At 63.7% G+C, this 14,438-nt stretch carries 13 protein-coding genes; 6 read left to right on the forward strand and 7 right to left on the reverse strand.

The window, feature by feature from the left end:
* Nucleotides 1-278: hypothetical protein (locus tag ATI53_RS23260; protein ID WP_211315396.1), on the forward strand; the 278-nt coding region annotated here is incomplete at its 5' end.
* A 100-nt stretch (nt 279-378) separates the two neighbouring features.
* Here the strand turns inward: ATI53_RS23260 and lon are convergent.
* The 4 genes from lon to tgt all read right to left on the reverse strand — a co-directional run bounded on the left by lon (nt 379) and on the right by tgt (nt 5,707).
* The gene (gene lon / locus ATI53_RS10945) at nt 379-2,787 is read right to left on the reverse strand and encodes an endopeptidase La (RefSeq protein WP_009503602.1); all 2,409 of its coding nucleotides are present in this window, start codon (nt 2,785-2,787) and stop codon (nt 379-381) included.
* Nucleotides 2,788-3,055: 268 nt separating this feature from the next.
* Nucleotides 3,056-3,235, reverse strand: a complete 180-nt coding sequence (locus ATI53_RS10950) for a hypothetical protein (protein ID WP_009503603.1) — start codon at nt 3,233-3,235, stop codon at nt 3,056-3,058.
* Between the two features lie 105 nt (nt 3,236-3,340).
* The gene (locus tag ATI53_RS10955) at nt 3,341-4,435 is read right to left on the reverse strand and encodes an alkene reductase (protein ID WP_009503604.1); all 1,095 of its coding nucleotides are present in this window, start codon (nt 4,433-4,435) and stop codon (nt 3,341-3,343) included.
* A 144-nt stretch (nt 4,436-4,579) separates the two neighbouring features.
* Nucleotides 4,580-5,707 (reverse strand): tRNA guanosine(34) transglycosylase Tgt, encoded by a 1,128-nt coding sequence (gene tgt, locus ATI53_RS10960; protein ID WP_009503605.1) that lies wholly within the window; start codon nt 5,705-5,707, stop codon nt 4,580-4,582.
* 266 nt (nt 5,708-5,973) lie between these two features.
* Here tgt and ATI53_RS10965 point away from each other — a divergent pair, with 266 nt between their 5' ends.
* The 5 genes from ATI53_RS10965 (at nt 5,974) to ATI53_RS10985 (ending at nt 11,450) form a co-directional block, all read left to right on the forward strand.
* The gene (locus ATI53_RS10965; RefSeq protein WP_111550408.1) at nt 5,974-6,276 is read left to right on the forward strand and encodes a hypothetical protein; all 303 of its coding nucleotides are present in this window, start codon (nt 5,974-5,976) and stop codon (nt 6,274-6,276) included.
* A 174-nt stretch (nt 6,277-6,450) separates the two neighbouring features.
* Complete coding sequence (locus ATI53_RS10970) at nt 6,451-8,208, forward strand: glycosyltransferase family 2 protein (RefSeq protein ID WP_170134557.1); 1,758 nt, start codon at nt 6,451-6,453, stop codon at nt 8,206-8,208.
* Nucleotides 8,205-9,146, forward strand: coding sequence for a glycosyltransferase family 2 protein (locus tag ATI53_RS10975; RefSeq protein WP_111550410.1), 942 nt, complete (start codon nt 8,205-8,207; stop codon nt 9,144-9,146). The genes ATI53_RS10970 and ATI53_RS10975 overlap by 4 nt, the downstream gene beginning before the upstream one ends.
* Before the next feature lie 256 nt (nt 9,147-9,402).
* On the forward strand, nt 9,403-10,866 hold the full coding sequence (locus ATI53_RS10980) for a DEAD/DEAH box helicase (RefSeq protein WP_111550411.1): 1,464 nt from the start codon (nt 9,403-9,405) through the stop codon (nt 10,864-10,866).
* Between the two features lie 281 nt (nt 10,867-11,147).
* Nucleotides 11,148-11,450: a PilZ domain-containing protein gene (locus ATI53_RS10985; RefSeq protein WP_034451952.1), complete on the forward strand. Its 303-nt coding sequence runs from the start codon at nt 11,148-11,150 to the stop codon at nt 11,448-11,450.
* Nucleotides 11,451-11,524: 74 nt separating this feature from the next.
* On the opposite strand, the gene ATI53_RS10990 is transcribed toward ATI53_RS10985, so the two are convergent.
* Genes ATI53_RS10990 through ATI53_RS11000 form a run of 3 tightly spaced genes read right to left on the reverse strand, consistent with a single transcriptional unit; the run spans nt 11,525 to nt 14,367 of the window.
* Nucleotides 11,525-12,604, reverse strand: coding sequence for an ABC transporter ATP-binding protein (locus tag ATI53_RS10990; RefSeq protein WP_111550413.1), 1,080 nt, complete (start codon nt 12,602-12,604; stop codon nt 11,525-11,527).
* Between the two features lie 3 nt (nt 12,605-12,607).
* Complete coding sequence (locus ATI53_RS10995; protein ID WP_111550414.1) at nt 12,608-13,390, reverse strand: ABC transporter permease; 783 nt, start codon at nt 13,388-13,390, stop codon at nt 12,608-12,610.
* Complete coding sequence (locus ATI53_RS11000) at nt 13,387-14,367, reverse strand: ABC transporter permease (protein ID WP_111550415.1); 981 nt, start codon at nt 14,365-14,367, stop codon at nt 13,387-13,389. The genes ATI53_RS10995 and ATI53_RS11000 overlap by 4 nt, the downstream gene beginning before the upstream one ends.
* Nucleotides 14,368-14,438 lie beyond the last annotated feature (71 nt).

Raw genomic sequence — 14,438 nt, forward strand, 5'->3', positions numbered from 1 at the left:
GGTTGATGCGTCTCGCCACGCTGCGGAGCGTGGATAGCTATTTCCACAAGATTCGCAGCAATGTGCGGCTGGCCTCACGGCCGGTCTCCACGCCAAGCGCGAATGGACGCGCCTGGGATCGGCACTTCCTCTACAAGCCCGAGATGCCGGTCAAGATCATCGAGATCTGCCGATTCCATCACAACTGGATGGGATCGCGCGACACGAAGCGAACGCCCGCGATGAAACTCGGCCTCGCCAAAGGTAAGGTCTACGAGCGGGATCTCTTCGGAGAATGAACGAAAAAGCGCGCTGCCAATGGCAGCGCGCAATCTTCCACACATCTGGTAAGGGGCTTGGGGGCGGTCAGCGGCGCCCTTTGTCCGTCTGTTACGACCGTCAATGCGCGACGGCACTTGTCCCTTTGTCACCATCCTTGGCGGCAAGCGCGGCAGCGGCCTCTTCGGCCTCTTCATCCCAATCCACCGGCTCGGGTGTGCCGATCAGCGCGATCTTGAGCACTTCGGACACATGGCGCACGGGGATGATTTCCAGCCCCTGCTTCACATTGTCGGGCAGTTCGGCCAGATCCTTTTCGTTCTCTTCGGGAATGAGAACGGTCTTGATCCCGCCGCGCAGCGCCGCGAGCAGCTTTTCCTTGAGCCCGCCAATGGCCGAGGCATTGCCCCGCAGCGTGACCTCGCCGGTCATGGCCAGATCCTTGCGCACCGGCAGACCGGTGAGCGCGGAAACGATGGCGGTCACCATCGCCAGACCGGCAGAGGGGCCATCCTTGGGCGTCGCGCCATCGGGGACGTGGACGTGAATGTCCATCCGGTCGAAGCGCGGCGGCTTGACCCCGATCTGCGGCGCGATGGAACGCACATAGGACGAGGCCGCGTCGATGCTTTCCTTCATCACGTCGCCCAGCTTGCCGGTGGTCTTCATCCGGCCCTTGCCCGGCAGCTTGAGCGCCTCGATATGCAGCAGATCGCCGCCGACCGAGGTATAGGCCAGCCCGGTCACCACCCCGACCTGATTGCGGTCTTCGGCCAGCCCGTAGCGGAATTTCTTCACGCCAAGGAAATCGGCGATGTTGTCGGACGTGACATCCACATGTTCGGCCTCTTTCTTGACGATCTTGGTCACGGATTTCCGCGCCAGCCGGGCGATTTCGCGTTCCAGGTTCCGCACGCCCGCTTCGCGGGTGTAGTAGCGGATGATATCCGTCAACGCGCCGTCGGTGACCGAGAATTCGCCTTTTTTCAGACCGTGCGCTTTGACTTCCTTGTCCAGAAGGTGACGCTTGGCGATTTCCAGCTTTTCGTCTTCGGTGTAGCCCGACAGGGGGATGATTTCCATCCGGTCAAGCAGCGGACCCGGCATGTTGTAGCTGTTCGAGGTGGTCACGAACATAACATTGCTCAGGTCATATTCGACCTCAAGGTAGTGATCGACAAAGGTCGAGTTCTGTTCGGGGTCAAGCACTTCAAGCATGGCCGAGGCAGGGTCGCCCCGAAAGTCCTGCCCCATCTTGTCGATCTCGTCGAGCAGGATGAGCGGATTCGTGGTTTTTGCCTTCTTCAGCGCCTGGATGATCTTGCCGGGCATCGAGCCGATATAGGTCCGGCGGTGGCCGCGAATCTCGGATTCATCGCGCACGCCGCCGAGACTGATGCGGATGAATTCGCGCCCGGTGGCCCTGGCCATCGACTTGCCAAGCGAGGTCTTGCCAACGCCCGGAGGCCCGACCAGGCACAGGATCGGCCCACGCAGCTTTTGCGAACGCGCCTGCACCGCGAGATATTCGACGATGCGTTCCTTGACCTTTTCAAGGCTGTAGTGATCGTGATCGAGGATCTCCTGCGCGCGGCCAAGGTCCTTTTTGACACGGGATCTGGTGCCCCACGGGATCGACAGCATCCAGTCGAGATAGTTGCGCACCACCGTCGCCTCGGCGGACATGGGCGACATGTTGCGCAGCTTTTTCAGTTCTGCATCGGCCTTTTCGCGGGCTTCCTTGGACAGCTTGGTCTCGTTGATGCGCGCCTCAAGCTCGGCGACCTCGTTCTGGCCGTCCTCGCCATCGCCAAGTTCCTTCTGAATGGCCTTCATCTGCTCATTCAGGTAATATTCGCGCTGGGTCTTTTCCATCTGCGACTTGACGCGGGTCTTGATCTTTTTCTCGACCTGGAGCACCGACAGTTCGCCCTGCATCAGACCATAGACCTTTTCCAGGCGTTCGGACACCGCCAGCGTTTCCAGCAGTTCCTGCTTCTGGTCCACCTCGATGCCCAGATGGCCGGCCACCAGATCGGCAAGCTTGGCCGGTTCATGCGAATCAGAGACCGCCGACAGCGCCTCTTCGGGGATGTTTTTCTTGACCTTGGCGTAGCGTTCGAATTCCTCGGACACGGTGCGGGTCAGCGCCTCGATCGCGGCAGGGTCGCCGGGCATTTCCAACACATATTCGGCCTTGGCCTCGAAAAACCTGTCGTTTTCGATGTATTCGGTGATCTTGACGCGGCTCTGGCCTTCGACGAGCACCTTGACGGTGCCATCGGGCAGCTTGAGCAGTTGCAGCACGTTGGCAAGAACGCCAGCGCGGTAGATGCCGGATTCGTCGGGGTCGTCGACGGCCGGGTCGATCTGGGCGGCAAGCAGGATCTGCTTGTCGTCCGCCATCACCTCTTCGAGCGCCTTCACCGACTTTTCGCGCCCCACGAACAGCGGCACGATCATATGCGGGAAAACCACGATGTCCCGCAGCGGCAGCACAGGATATGAGGAATTGAGAGCCTGTTGCATGAGCATTCCTTCGATTGGCAGGATGGACCGGCCCCGGTGTTCCGGCGGCTACCGCCATCCCCTAGACACTGCATTAGGTGGGGCCGCCCGATCGACAAATCAACTGCGGCCCAAGTTTGGGACAACATGACGTTGCCGCGGCCAACGTGCAAGTTGGCAATTGAAAACAAGGTTTCCGGCTGTGTTCAGACCTTCATGCCAAAAGGCGCGCATGATGATACGACCGGGGGCGCGCATGATGAGACGTCCGGACGCGCGGCGCGGTCCATCAGGCGCCGGGCGCGCTGCCGTCCTTTTTCGCCTGGGCGGCAGCCTTCATGCGCGCCAGCAGTTCGTCCTTGCTGGACTTTCCGCCCTGGGCGGCCTTGCCCTTGGGCGACGCGCCGTTCGGGTTGAACCGCGGGGCGTTCTTGCTCGGCTTTCCGCCGCCGGACTTGCTGTAATCCATGGTTCGGTTCCCCTGTAGGAAAGATGCAGTGCCCGCTGATGCACCGGAACACGGCCCGGAGCAAGCGTTGCCTGCCCGGACCGCGAAAGGGTGATCACCCGGACGTCAGGCGGCTTCGTCTTCCAGCGTGGGGTAATCGGTGTACCCCTCTGTGCCACCGCCGTAATAGGTCGACTGGTCGCCCTCATTCAGCGGCGCGTCGCGTTCCAGCCGGTCCACGAGGTCGGGATTGGCGATGAACGGACGCCCGAAAGCCACCAGATCCGCAGCGCCCGACGCCACGGCCTCGATTGCCATGGCGCGGTCATAGCCGTTGTTCGCCATGTAGGGGCCGTTGAACAGCTTGCGCAGGGCCCCGATGCTCTGGCCCTCGGGCAGGTCGCGCGATCCGCCGGTGGCGCCCTCGATCATGTGCAGATAAGCGAGGCCGTAGTCGTTCAGCCGGGGCACCACATATTCGAAATCCGCTTGCGGGTCCTTGTCGTCGATCTCGTTTGCGGGCGAAAACGGCGACAGGCGCAGGCCGGTCCGGTCGCCGCCGATCTCGTCGGTGACCGCATTCAGCACGTCGAAAAGAAACTTCGCGCGGTTCTCGATCGGGCCGCCCCAGGCGTCGTCGCGGGTGTTGGCCCCGGTCTTGAGAAACTGGTCGATTAGATAGCCGTTGGCGCCATGCACCTCGACACCGTCGAAACCGGCGACCATGGCAAGGCGCGCGGCCTCGCGGTAATCGGCGACGGTGGCGTCGATCTCGGCCGGTTCCAGCGCGCGCGGCACCGAGGTCTCCTCGAACCCGTTATGGGTGAAGGTCATGGCGCCCGCCCCGATGGCCGAGGGCGCGACAGGCGCTGCCCCGCCCGGTTGCAGCGATGTATGCGAGATGCGCCCGACGTGCCAAAGCTGCACGACGATCTTGCCGCCCGCCTCGTGAACCGCATCGGTCACGGTGCGCCAGGCGGCAGCCTGCGCTTCGGTGTGAATGCCGGGGGTCTGGATGTATCCCTTGCCCACCGGGGAAATCTGGGTCGCCTCGGTGACGATCAGCCCGGCACCGGCGCGCTGGCGATAATATTCCACATGCATGTCGCCGACGCATCCGGTTTCATCATCGGCACGGTTGCGTGTCAGCGGTGCCATGCAGATCCGGTTCGCCAGTTCGATCGCGCCGGCGGCCGTGGGTGTGAACAGAGCTTCACTCATGTGGGTCTCCTTTATCATACGGTGCCACTCCAAACGGGCATCGCTTGCGAAACGCCATTTAGCACACTGGTCTGGCGCGGCAACGCACGGCACCTGTGCACTTCGGACAGAGACGAAATCCCCGCCGCGCCCGGACCGACACCATCAGAGCGGCGGGATGTCGCCTTCGGCCCGGCCGGCGTGAAACGCCGTCTCCCAGGCTTCGAATTGCCCGGCCGCGATGGCGACGCGCATGCCTTCCATGATCTGTTGAAAGTAATGCAGGTTGTGCGCGGTCAGCAGCATCCCCGAGATCATCTCGTGCGCGCGGAACACATGATGCAGATAGGCGCGCGAATAGCCCGTGCAGGCGGGGCAGGTGCAGGATGCATCCAGCGGGCGCGGATCGTCCGCGTGGCGGGCGTTCTTGATATTGACCACCCCGTGACGGGTAAACGCCTGCCCCGTGCGCCCCGAACGCGTTGGCAGCACGCAATCCATCATGTCGATGCCGCGCTTGACCGCGCCGACGATGTCGTCGGGCTTGCCCACGCCCATCAGGTAGCGCGGCTTGTCCGTCGGCAATTGGTCGGGAGCGTGATCGAGACAGGCGAACATCGCCTCCTGCCCCTCTCCGACGGCCAGACCGCCGATGGCATAGCCGTCAAAGCCGATCGCGCGCAACGCCTCGGCGCTCTGGCCGCGCAGGTCCTGTTCCAGGCCACCCTGCTGGATACCGAACAGCATGTGGCCGGGGCGGTCGCCGAACGCGTCGCGCGACCGCTGCGCCCACCGCATCGACAGGTGCATGCTGTGTTCGATGCGCGCGCGATCCGCAGGCAGCGCGGGGCATTCATCGAATGCCATCACGATGTCTGACCCCAGCAATTTCTGGATTTCCATCGACCGCTCGGGGCTGAGCATATGGCGCGAGCCATCGACGTGCGAGGCGAATGTCACGCCCTCTTCGGTCAGCTTGCGCAAGGACGCCAGCGACATCACCTGAAAGCCGCCCGAGTCGGTCAGGATCGGCAGATCCCAGTTCATGAACCGGTGCAGCCCGCCCAGCTTTGCGATCCGCTCGGCACCGGGGCGCAGCATGAGGTGGTAGGTGTTGCCTAGCAGGATGTCGGCGCCGGTGGCGCGCACCTGTTCGGGCAACATGGCCTTGACGGTGGCGGCGGTGCCAACCGGCATGAAGGCCGGGGTGCGGATCTCGCCCCTGGGCGTGCGGATCACGCCGGTGCGGGCTTTGCCATCGGTGGCCGACAGGGAAAACGAAGTGATGCTCATGCGCCCTGCTCTGCCCCAAAGTGCGGGTTTTGCCAAGCCCGCCGTGACAGGCGGCGCATTGCCGGGCATGTTATATCTATAGGAAACGTTCACCTGTTCGGTGCATTCTGTCAGGATGGCGTGCCCCGGCGTGCCTTGCCCCGGCCCAGAAAGGCGTATCAGACACGTCCAGACACGACCGATTTCAGCCAAGGCAGATTCCGACCGACAGACCCAGACCAACCGACCCAAACCGACAGACCCAAACCGACAGGCATCCCACCCAAATGAGAACATCGATCATCACCCGCCCCCTCGCGCTTGCCACAACCGCGTTTTTCCTGGCCACCGCTGCCATCGCGTCCGATCCCGTGCTCGCCACGCAGGGCCAGAACGGCGGCGCCTCGGCACAGCCGGCGCCCGGCTATGCCGGCAAAACGTGGGTTTCGCCGCAGGGCTGTTCCTACTCGCGCGCGCAGGCGCCCGGATACGCGCCGACCTGGCATCTGATACTGAACGGCGACCGGGCGGGAATGACCCGCGCCAAACGCCGTTGTCCGGGCATGCTTGGCGGTCTCAGCCAGCTGTGAGCCTGCCTTCGGCCCGGTTGTTCCATCCTGTTCTGCGGCATGTGCCCTCCGGGCCGTGCCACGGTCCTCCTTTGACACGCTGACGCGGCGTCCCTGCATCACCGCCCGCCCAAAGCACGGCCCCGCCCCAGGCGGCGATTGCAGCCCGCCCCCGATGACGCCAATCATAGTCGCATGAGCAGGAACACACCAAGGAACCCGACCTGGCCCGGCGGCATGCCGGCGGTGCTGACCCAGATGGAGGGGCGGCGCGACGCGATCGACTATGCGCCGGGCGAATGTCCGCCGCCCGCCGATCTTGACCTTGCGCCGCTTGCCGTGCGGATCGTCACCGATCCCGAAACCGATCCCGCCGAGGCAAAGCCGTTTCGCTCGTCCTATCATCGCAAGCGCCACGATCTGCGCTGCGAACTGACCGGCCAGACCGAACTGGTGTTTCTGAACGCCCTGCTGATCGCGCATCTGCGCAAACGCAGCTTTGCCGATCATCTGCCCGCGCTGTTTCAGCGGCTCTGGCGGTCTCACGGCGACCACCTGATCGCCAGGCTCGATCAACGCTGGCTTGTGTCCGCGGTGACCACCTTCGGCGATCACGGGGCGAACGCGCAGCAACGTTCGGTCGGGCTGGCGCTGTCGGTGCTGTTCGGGACGATGAAGCTGTATGAATCCGAACGGCTTTATTCCGGGCATCCCCCAGACCGGCCCTTTACACTGGATCGCAAGGCGCAGGGCGCGCTGCCGATGGACATGGCCCCGTATTCGATCACCAATGGCGGGCTCGACGTGAACATGATCGGGCGGCTCTGGACAGAGGCCGAAGGCGATCCGGTCATGCGCCCGCTCGCCCATCACCTGCTTGACCTGCTGATCCACGACGACCGCACGCTGTTTCGCCGCTTTCAGATCATGCGCCGCCGCAAGACAAGGCAAGACCCCGCGCCCGCCAAAGGGAACACCAATCCGGCCCCGGTGCCCGCATCTGCGGCGCGCCTGAGCGCGCGACCCCTGCGCTGGGGGCTTGTCACCACGCTGCGCGGCCCGTTGCGCCAGATCGCGCGCTTTGCGGCGCATCACATCGAACTGGGCGCCGACGCGCTGCATCTTTATCTTGACGAACCCGACGCGCAGACCGCCGCCTTTCTGGCCCGGCACCCGGCGATCCACGTCACTGCCTGCGATGCCGGCTGGTGGCAGGCCACCGGCAAGCCCCGCCCCGATCAGCACCAGCTGCGCCAGGCGCATAACGCGACCCGCGCCCTGCGCGAAACAGCAACACAGCTCGACTGGCTTGGCCATATCGACGTCGATGAATTTCTGCTGTCCGGGCACCCGATCCGGGACCAGCTTGCCGGGCTGTCGCGCACGGATGCCGCTGCCCGCGTTGCCCCGGTCGAGGCATTGGCGGCGGATAACGGCGTTGTGCAACATTTCAAGCGCACGCATCATCACGCAAGGCAACCCAAGACGGTGCTTCAGGACATCTATCCAACCTTCGGGATGCATCTTTACGCCGGCTTCCTCAGCCATACCTCGGGCAAGATCTTTGCCCGCACCGGCATCGACGACACCCGCCTTGGTCTTCATACCCTGAAATATCGGGGCGAGGACGTGACCAACCGCGGCCGGCTTGCGGATGTGGTCCTTGCCCATCTTCACGCCCCGAGCTGGCAGCATTTTTGCGATCATCTTGCGTTCCGGCAAGAGCGCGGGTCCTACCGGATGGGCTCGGAACGGGTCGAAATGGGACAGGCACAGCTGCTTGCCTTTCTGGCCGCCGAGGACGATGGCGACCAGAGCCTGCGCCTGTTCTTTGACGAGGTCTGCGCCGACACGCCGGAATTGCGCGCGAAACTCGATGCGCATGGCATGCTGGTCACCCGCCCGCTGGACCTGGATCCGGCGGTGCGACGGGTGTTCGCAGACCTGCCATGATCGTGCGCTGGGGTACGGTCACCACCACCAATGCCGCTCTGCCGCAGATCCTGGATTTCGCCGCCTGGCATCTGGAACAGGGCGCGCACCGGGTGTTCATCTATCTCGATGACGACATGCCCCGCGCGCAGGACGTGCTGTCCGCCCATCCCAGGCTGCGGGTGTTCCGCACCGATGCGCCCTGGTGGGAAAAACGCGGCGGGCGGCCTGCCAGGCATCAGCTGCGTCAGGGCGCCAATGCCCGGCATGCCAACAACCGCAAACCCGAAGTCGACTGGCTGGCCCATATCGACACCGACGAATTTCTGCTGCCCGTCCGACCGCTTGCCGAACAGCTGGCCGCGCTGCCGCGCGATTGTCTGTGCGCCCGCGTGCGCCCGGTCGAGGCTCTGGTGCCCGTTTCGGATGTTTCCGAAACCCTGTTCAAGGCGTGCCCGGCAGATCAGCGCGCCCGCCAGCGGGCCGCGCAGGACTGCTTTCCCACCTGGGGGCGGCATCTGTCCGGCGGCTTTCTGAGCCATGTCGCGGGCAAGCTGCTGTTTCGGGCCGGCACGAAGGGACTTGGCATCCGCATTCACAACGTCACGCTGGACGGTTTGGACAACCCCGGCATGCGCGCCCTGCCCGACACCGAGCTTGGCCATTTTCATGCGGGCGACTGGGATCATTTCCGGTCGCTCTACCGATTCCGCATGACGCAAGGGTCTTATCGAACCGAGCTCAAGCCGCAGGCCCGGACGACGGGCGCGCTGAACCTGCACGATCTGTTCGCGCTGATCGAACGCACGGGGGGCGAAGACGCCCTGCGCGGGTTCCACACCGAAGTCTGCACCGCGCAGCCCGACCTGATCGACCGGCTGACCCGCCACGGGCTGCTGCGTCGGCACCGGATGGGGCTGGAATCGCTGCGGGCGCGGCATTTTCCCGGCGCAGACTGACTGTCTGCGCAAACCACACCAGACAGAAATCCGGTATCGAAACGGTGCGGGAATCGAAACAACCTCGGCGCCATGGCCCCGCTCCGACACCGTTTTGTCAGGGAATCAACGGTCTGATTGACCTTTGCCCGGTGATTCCGGTAAAAGCCGCCTCATCGGGGTGGCAATTGCCGTTCCGGGAGGGCCAGCCGGGCCCGATCTCATATCAGATGCGCGGGCCAAAGTTTCAGCTGTCCGCACCCAAAATCGGACACACATGACGAAATTCAGCGATCTCAACCTGAACCCCAAGGTTCTCAAGGCCATCGAAGAAGCAGGCTACGAAACCCCCACGCCGATCCAGGCCGGGGCGATTCCCCATGCTCTCGAAGGCCGCGACGTTCTGGGAATCGCGCAGACGGGCACCGGCAAGACCGCCAGTTTCACGCTGCCGATGATCACATCGCTTGCCCGTGGCCGCGCCCGCGCCCGCATGCCGCGCAGCCTGGTGCTGTGCCCCACCCGCGAACTTGCCGCGCAGGTGGCCGAGAACTTCGACACCTACGCCAAATACGTCAAGCTGACCAAGGCGCTGCTGATCGGCGGCGTCAGCTTCAAGGAACAGGAAACGCTCATCGACAAGGGCGTCGATGTTCTGATCGCCACGCCGGGCCGCCTGCTGGACCATTTCGAACGCGGCAAACTGATTCTGACCGATGTCAAGGTCATGGTGGTGGACGAAGCGGACCGAATGCTTGACATGGGGTTCATTCCCGACATCGAGCGGATTTTTTCGCTGACGCCTTTCACCCGGCAGACGCTGTTCTTTTCGGCCACCATGGCGCCCGAAATCGAGCGGATCACCAACACGTTCCTGTCCAACCCCGAGCGGATCGAGGTTGCGCGTCAGGCAAGCGCGTCGGAAACGATCACCCAGGGCGCGGTGTTCTTCAAGGCATCCCGCCGCGATCGCGAGGCCACCGAAAAGCGCGACATCCTGCGCAAGCTGATCGACATGGAAGGCGATGCCTGCACCAACGCCATCGTCTTCTGCAACCGCAAGGTCGACGTGGATGTTGTGGCGAAATCGTTGAAAAAGCACGGTTACAACGCCGAACCGATCCACGGCGATCTGGATCAGAGCCAGCGCACGCGCACGCTTGACGGGTTTCGCGACGGGTCGATCCGCCTGCTGATCGCCTCGGATGTGGCGGCGCGCGGGCTTGACGTGCCCTCGGTCAGCCATGTGTTCAATTTCGATGTGCCGGGCCACCCCGAGGATTATGTCCACCGGATCGGGCGCACCGGGCGTGCCGGACGCGAAGGCAAGGCCTTTACAATCGTGTCGGGGCGCGACGAAAAGAACTTTGATGCGGTTGAAAAGCTGCTGCAGAAGGACATTCCCCGCGTCGCACTTCCCGGTGTGGCCAGCACCGCCCCCGAGGAAAGCGCCGTGTCAGATGCCGAAACCGCCGATCCGGCGCCCGTGGCGGAACAGAAGCCTGCGCGCTCGCGGCGTTCGTCCTGCACCGAGCGGGCGGAAACGCCCGAACCCCGCGTCGCCGAAGCCGCGGAAAAGACCGACACCGCGCCAGAGCCGACGGGAAAGCCCGCCGCCCCCTCACGCAGCCGCGCTGACCGTGGCGGGCGCGGACGTGACCGCGACTCGAATGTCGTGGGGATGGGCGATCACATGCCCGAGTTCATCGCACTCAGCTTTGAAGAGCGCCGCGCGAGCTAGCGCGCCGATATGGCCTGGTTGATCTTCGGCCACGACGGTTGTCAAAGGCCCGGTTCCTGTTGGAGCCGGGCCTTTTATCTGCCGATATGGCCCTGATTTCGCTCATGGCCGCCCGGTAGAACGGCGCGACGGCAATTTGCCGATGAAATTTCTGCAATAGTCCAGCCTGGATTGGTTTTGCATGGTCATGCGGCGCAACAGGTAAGGTTTCATAAAAGGAATTGCGAGAAATTTCGTCCATGCAAAAACCCCCTGCCCAATATGAGAATCGTCGCGCCGTCATGCGAATCGCATGCGGCATCGACGTGATCGTGGAATACGATCGCGGTGCGCAGACCAAATGCCGCACGGTCGATCTGTCGATGTCGGGGGCACAGCTGCGGTTTCCGGGCAGCCCGCGAAAGCGCGATGAGGTGATGGACAGCTTGATCATCCCCGGCGCCGGAATTTTTTCCATTTCACCGCGCTGGACCGACGGGAACAAGGCCGGTGTACGCTTTACCGGTCCTCCGGAGGAACTTGATCTTCTGACATCGCTGTTGCGGCATCTTGAAAAGATGCGGCAGACCCGGATGGCCGACTGATCGCCGCCCTACCCGCGGCTGTTCCCGCCGCGCTTGTTGCTGCTGCCTTGATCCGACTTGACCGATACTGCCGATCAGTCGCGCAGAACGGCCATGCTGGATTCGTCCCAGCCGATCCAGACCGGGGCGTCGCCGACCGACTGGCCCGTCCGCGCGTCCACGTAGGCCCGCAGCCGTGCGCCCCGGGCATCGTCGACCAGCAGATCCAGCGCCATGCGACTGCCAAGGAAGGTCTTGCCCACCACACGCCCCTGCACGGCATTCGCCGTCGCCGGACGTGTCGCGTGACAGCCCAGCCGTTCCAGCCGCACCGAGGCGGTGATCGGCGCGCCGGTCTGCGGAATGCCGCCCGGCGCGTGGCCACGCAGGGTTTGCCCGAACCAGTCCATCACGACGGCATCGCCGTCGGTGCCGCGCAGATCGCCGGTCAACAGATTGGTTTCGCCGATGAATTCCGCCACAAAACGCGACGCGGGATGGAAATACAGATCCTCCGGCGTGCCGTCCTGTTCCACTTTTCCCTTGTTCATCACCACGATGCGGTCGGACATGGTCAGAGCTTCTTCCTGGTCGTGGGTCACGAAGAAAAAGGTCTTGTCGGTGCGTCGCTGAATCGATTTCAGCTCTTGCTGCACCTGTCCGCGCAGCTTGGCGTCCAGCGCGCCCAGCGGTTCGTCCAGCAACAGCAGCGCCGGGTCCGGCGCCAGCGCCCGCGCCAGCGCGACCCGCTGGCGCTGGCCGCCCGACAGTTGCGCCGGATAGCGGCCACCAAAGGCTCCGAGTTCGAGAAACGACATGATTTCGTCCTGGCGGGCCGCGATCTCGGCCTTGCCCATACCCTTGAGTTCCAGCCCGAAGGCAATGTTCTGCTTCACCGTCATATGCGGGAACAGCGCGTAGTCCTGAAAGACCATGTTCACGTTGCGTCGTTCCGGGGGGAGCCGGGTCACGTCATCGCCGCGCAGCAGCACGCGTCCCGAACCGGGTTGTTCGAACCCCCCCAGAATGCGCAGCGTCGTCGACTTGCCGCAGCCCGACGGCCCCAGGAAGGTGACGAATTCCCCCTGCGCGATATCGAGATCAAGTTCCGACAGCGCCGTTGTGTCGCCGAAGCGTTTGGTGATCTTGTCGAGGCGAACGAGAGGGTCGGCCATGGCTCAGTCCTTGTTCATGCGGCGGGTAAAGCGTTCTGCCCAGACGCCGATCACGGCGGTCAGGACCAGCGCAACGGTCGCGATGGCGTTGATTTCCGGGGACATCCCCGATTTCAGCTTGGCAAAGATCAGCACCGGCAGGGTCGGCTCGTAGCCCCCCAGGAAAAACGACCGGACGAAATCGTCAAAGCTGAGAAGAAGGCAGAAGATGCTGGCGCCCATGATCGCGGGCACAAGATAGGGGAATGTGATGCGCAGGAAAGCGATCAGCGGATCGGCACCAAGGTCGCGCGCCGCTTCGATCTGGCTTTTGGGCAGGGTCGACAGGCGGGCCATGACCACCAGCACCACAAAAGGCACGTTGTGGACAGCGTGGCTCCAGACGATGGCGCCCATGCCGGTTTCGATCCCGAGCAGACGTGCATAGATGCGGAACGCGATGGCCGAGATGATTCCGGGGATCAGCGCCGGCAGGATCGTCATGCCAAGGATCACCGCCCTGCCCCAGAACTTGCGCCCTTCGAGCAGCACGGCGATCCAGGTTCCGACAAGCACCGAAATCACCGTGGACAGCACGGCGATGGCGACCGAATAGCCAAAGGCGGTCAGGGTTTCGGTGTCCTGCAACACGCCGGTGTACCAGTCGGTGGTATAGCTGCGGATCGGAAAGCCGATGAACTTGCTGTCCTTGAACCCCATCAGCACCATCAGGATCAGCGGCACGAACACGTAGGCGACAAAGGCCCAGTAGACGCAGGACAGCAGGATGCGGTTGTGCCGGGTCATTTGCTGTCTCCCTTGCGCAGGCTGGACATGAGCTTCTGGAACGCGGCGGTGACAAGCAGCGCGGCCAGGAACATGATGATGGCAAAGGCCGCGCCGGTCGGCCACTGGTCGCCCGCGACATGAAAAAACCCCGCTATGGTTTCGGCAAACACCGTGGTGGAAGGCCCGCCCAGCAGCACCGGCGTGGCGTAAAACCCGGTCGAGATCAGGAACACCAGCGTACAGCCTGACGAGATGCCTTCCAGCGTCAGCGGCAGCGTCACGCGGCGGAATCGGGTCCACGCGCCCGCTCCCAGATCGGCAGCGGCTTCATTCAACGACGCCGGCAGCTTTTCCAACGCCGAGTACAGCGGCAGCAGCATATATAACGCGGTCAGGTAGACGATGCCGACGCCCATCGAAAAGCTGGTGTACATGAACGGGATCGGCCGGTCGATCAGCCCGATCCACTTCAGCACCAGGTTCACGGCCCCCGTGTTGCCCAGCAGGATCATGATGGCATAGGTGCGCACGATTTCGCCCACCCAGAACGGGATCAGCAACAGCAAAAGCAGCAGCATCCGGTTTTTCGGACGGACGTGGCGGGCCAGAAAATACGCCACCGGATAGGTCAGCACGAGCGTACAGAAGGTGAACACCCCCGCAAAGCTCAGCGTGCGAAAGAACGGCTGCCAGAACAGCGGGTCGTGAAAGAAGGCCAGGTAATGTTCGATGGTGAAATGCTGCGGCGTGCCCGGGGCGACCGGGTAGGCATCGGTCAGCGACACCCGCAGCATCTGAACCATCGGCCCAAGGTGCTGGGTCAACACCCAGATCACCGGACATATCGCAAGGATCAGGAACTGGCGGCGCGGCGATGCCGTCGCCACGCGCAACGCCGCGCCGTAAGGTGCCCAGCCTGACAGCTTGCCCCAGAACGTGCGGTCGCGGGCGGCGGTGGCGCCGCGTTCTTCGCGCGCGGATGCCGGGAAGGTCATGAAGGAAACCCTTTCGAACGGGAAACGCCGTGCCGCCCGGCGCAGGGCCGGGCGGTCGGTCCGTGGGGTGA

The organism is Salipiger aestuarii (assembly GCF_003259905.1).
GTDB classification, from domain to species: Bacteria; Pseudomonadota; Alphaproteobacteria; order Rhodobacterales; family Rhodobacteraceae; genus Salipiger; species Salipiger aestuarii.

Bases quoted from the DNA above. Each gene is read 5' to 3' on its own strand.
- ATI53_RS10985 (WP_034451952.1), top strand. From the start codon at position 11,148: ATGCGAATCGCATGCGGCATCGACGTGATCGTGGAATACGATCGCGGT.
- lon (WP_009503602.1), bottom strand. From the start codon at position 2,787: ATGCAACAGGCTCTCAATTCCTCATATCCTGTGCTGCCGCTGCGGGAC.
- ATI53_RS10980 (WP_111550411.1), top strand. From the start codon at position 9,403: ATGACGAAATTCAGCGATCTCAACCTGAACCCCAAGGTTCTCAAGGCC.
- ATI53_RS10965 (WP_111550408.1), top strand. From the start codon at position 5,974: ATGAGAACATCGATCATCACCCGCCCCCTCGCGCTTGCCACAACCGCG.
- ATI53_RS10995 (WP_111550414.1), bottom strand. From the start codon at position 13,390: ATGACCCGGCACAACCGCATCCTGCTGTCCTGCGTCTACTGGGCCTTT.
- ATI53_RS10975 (WP_111550410.1), top strand. From the start codon at position 8,205: ATGATCGTGCGCTGGGGTACGGTCACCACCACCAATGCCGCTCTGCCG.
- tgt (WP_009503605.1), bottom strand. From the start codon at position 5,707: ATGAGCATCACTTCGTTTTCCCTGTCGGCCACCGATGGCAAAGCCCGC.
- ATI53_RS10950 (WP_009503603.1), bottom strand. From the start codon at position 3,235: ATGGATTACAGCAAGTCCGGCGGCGGAAAGCCGAGCAAGAACGCCCCG.
- ATI53_RS10970 (WP_170134557.1), top strand. From the start codon at position 6,451: ATGAGCAGGAACACACCAAGGAACCCGACCTGGCCCGGCGGCATGCCG.
- ATI53_RS10955 (WP_009503604.1), bottom strand. From the start codon at position 4,435: ATGAGTGAAGCTCTGTTCACACCCACGGCCGCCGGCGCGATCGAACTG.
- ATI53_RS10990 (WP_111550413.1), bottom strand. From the start codon at position 12,604: ATGGCCGACCCTCTCGTTCGCCTCGACAAGATCACCAAACGCTTCGGC.
- ATI53_RS11000 (WP_111550415.1), bottom strand. From the start codon at position 14,367: ATGACCTTCCCGGCATCCGCGCGCGAAGAACGCGGCGCCACCGCCGCC.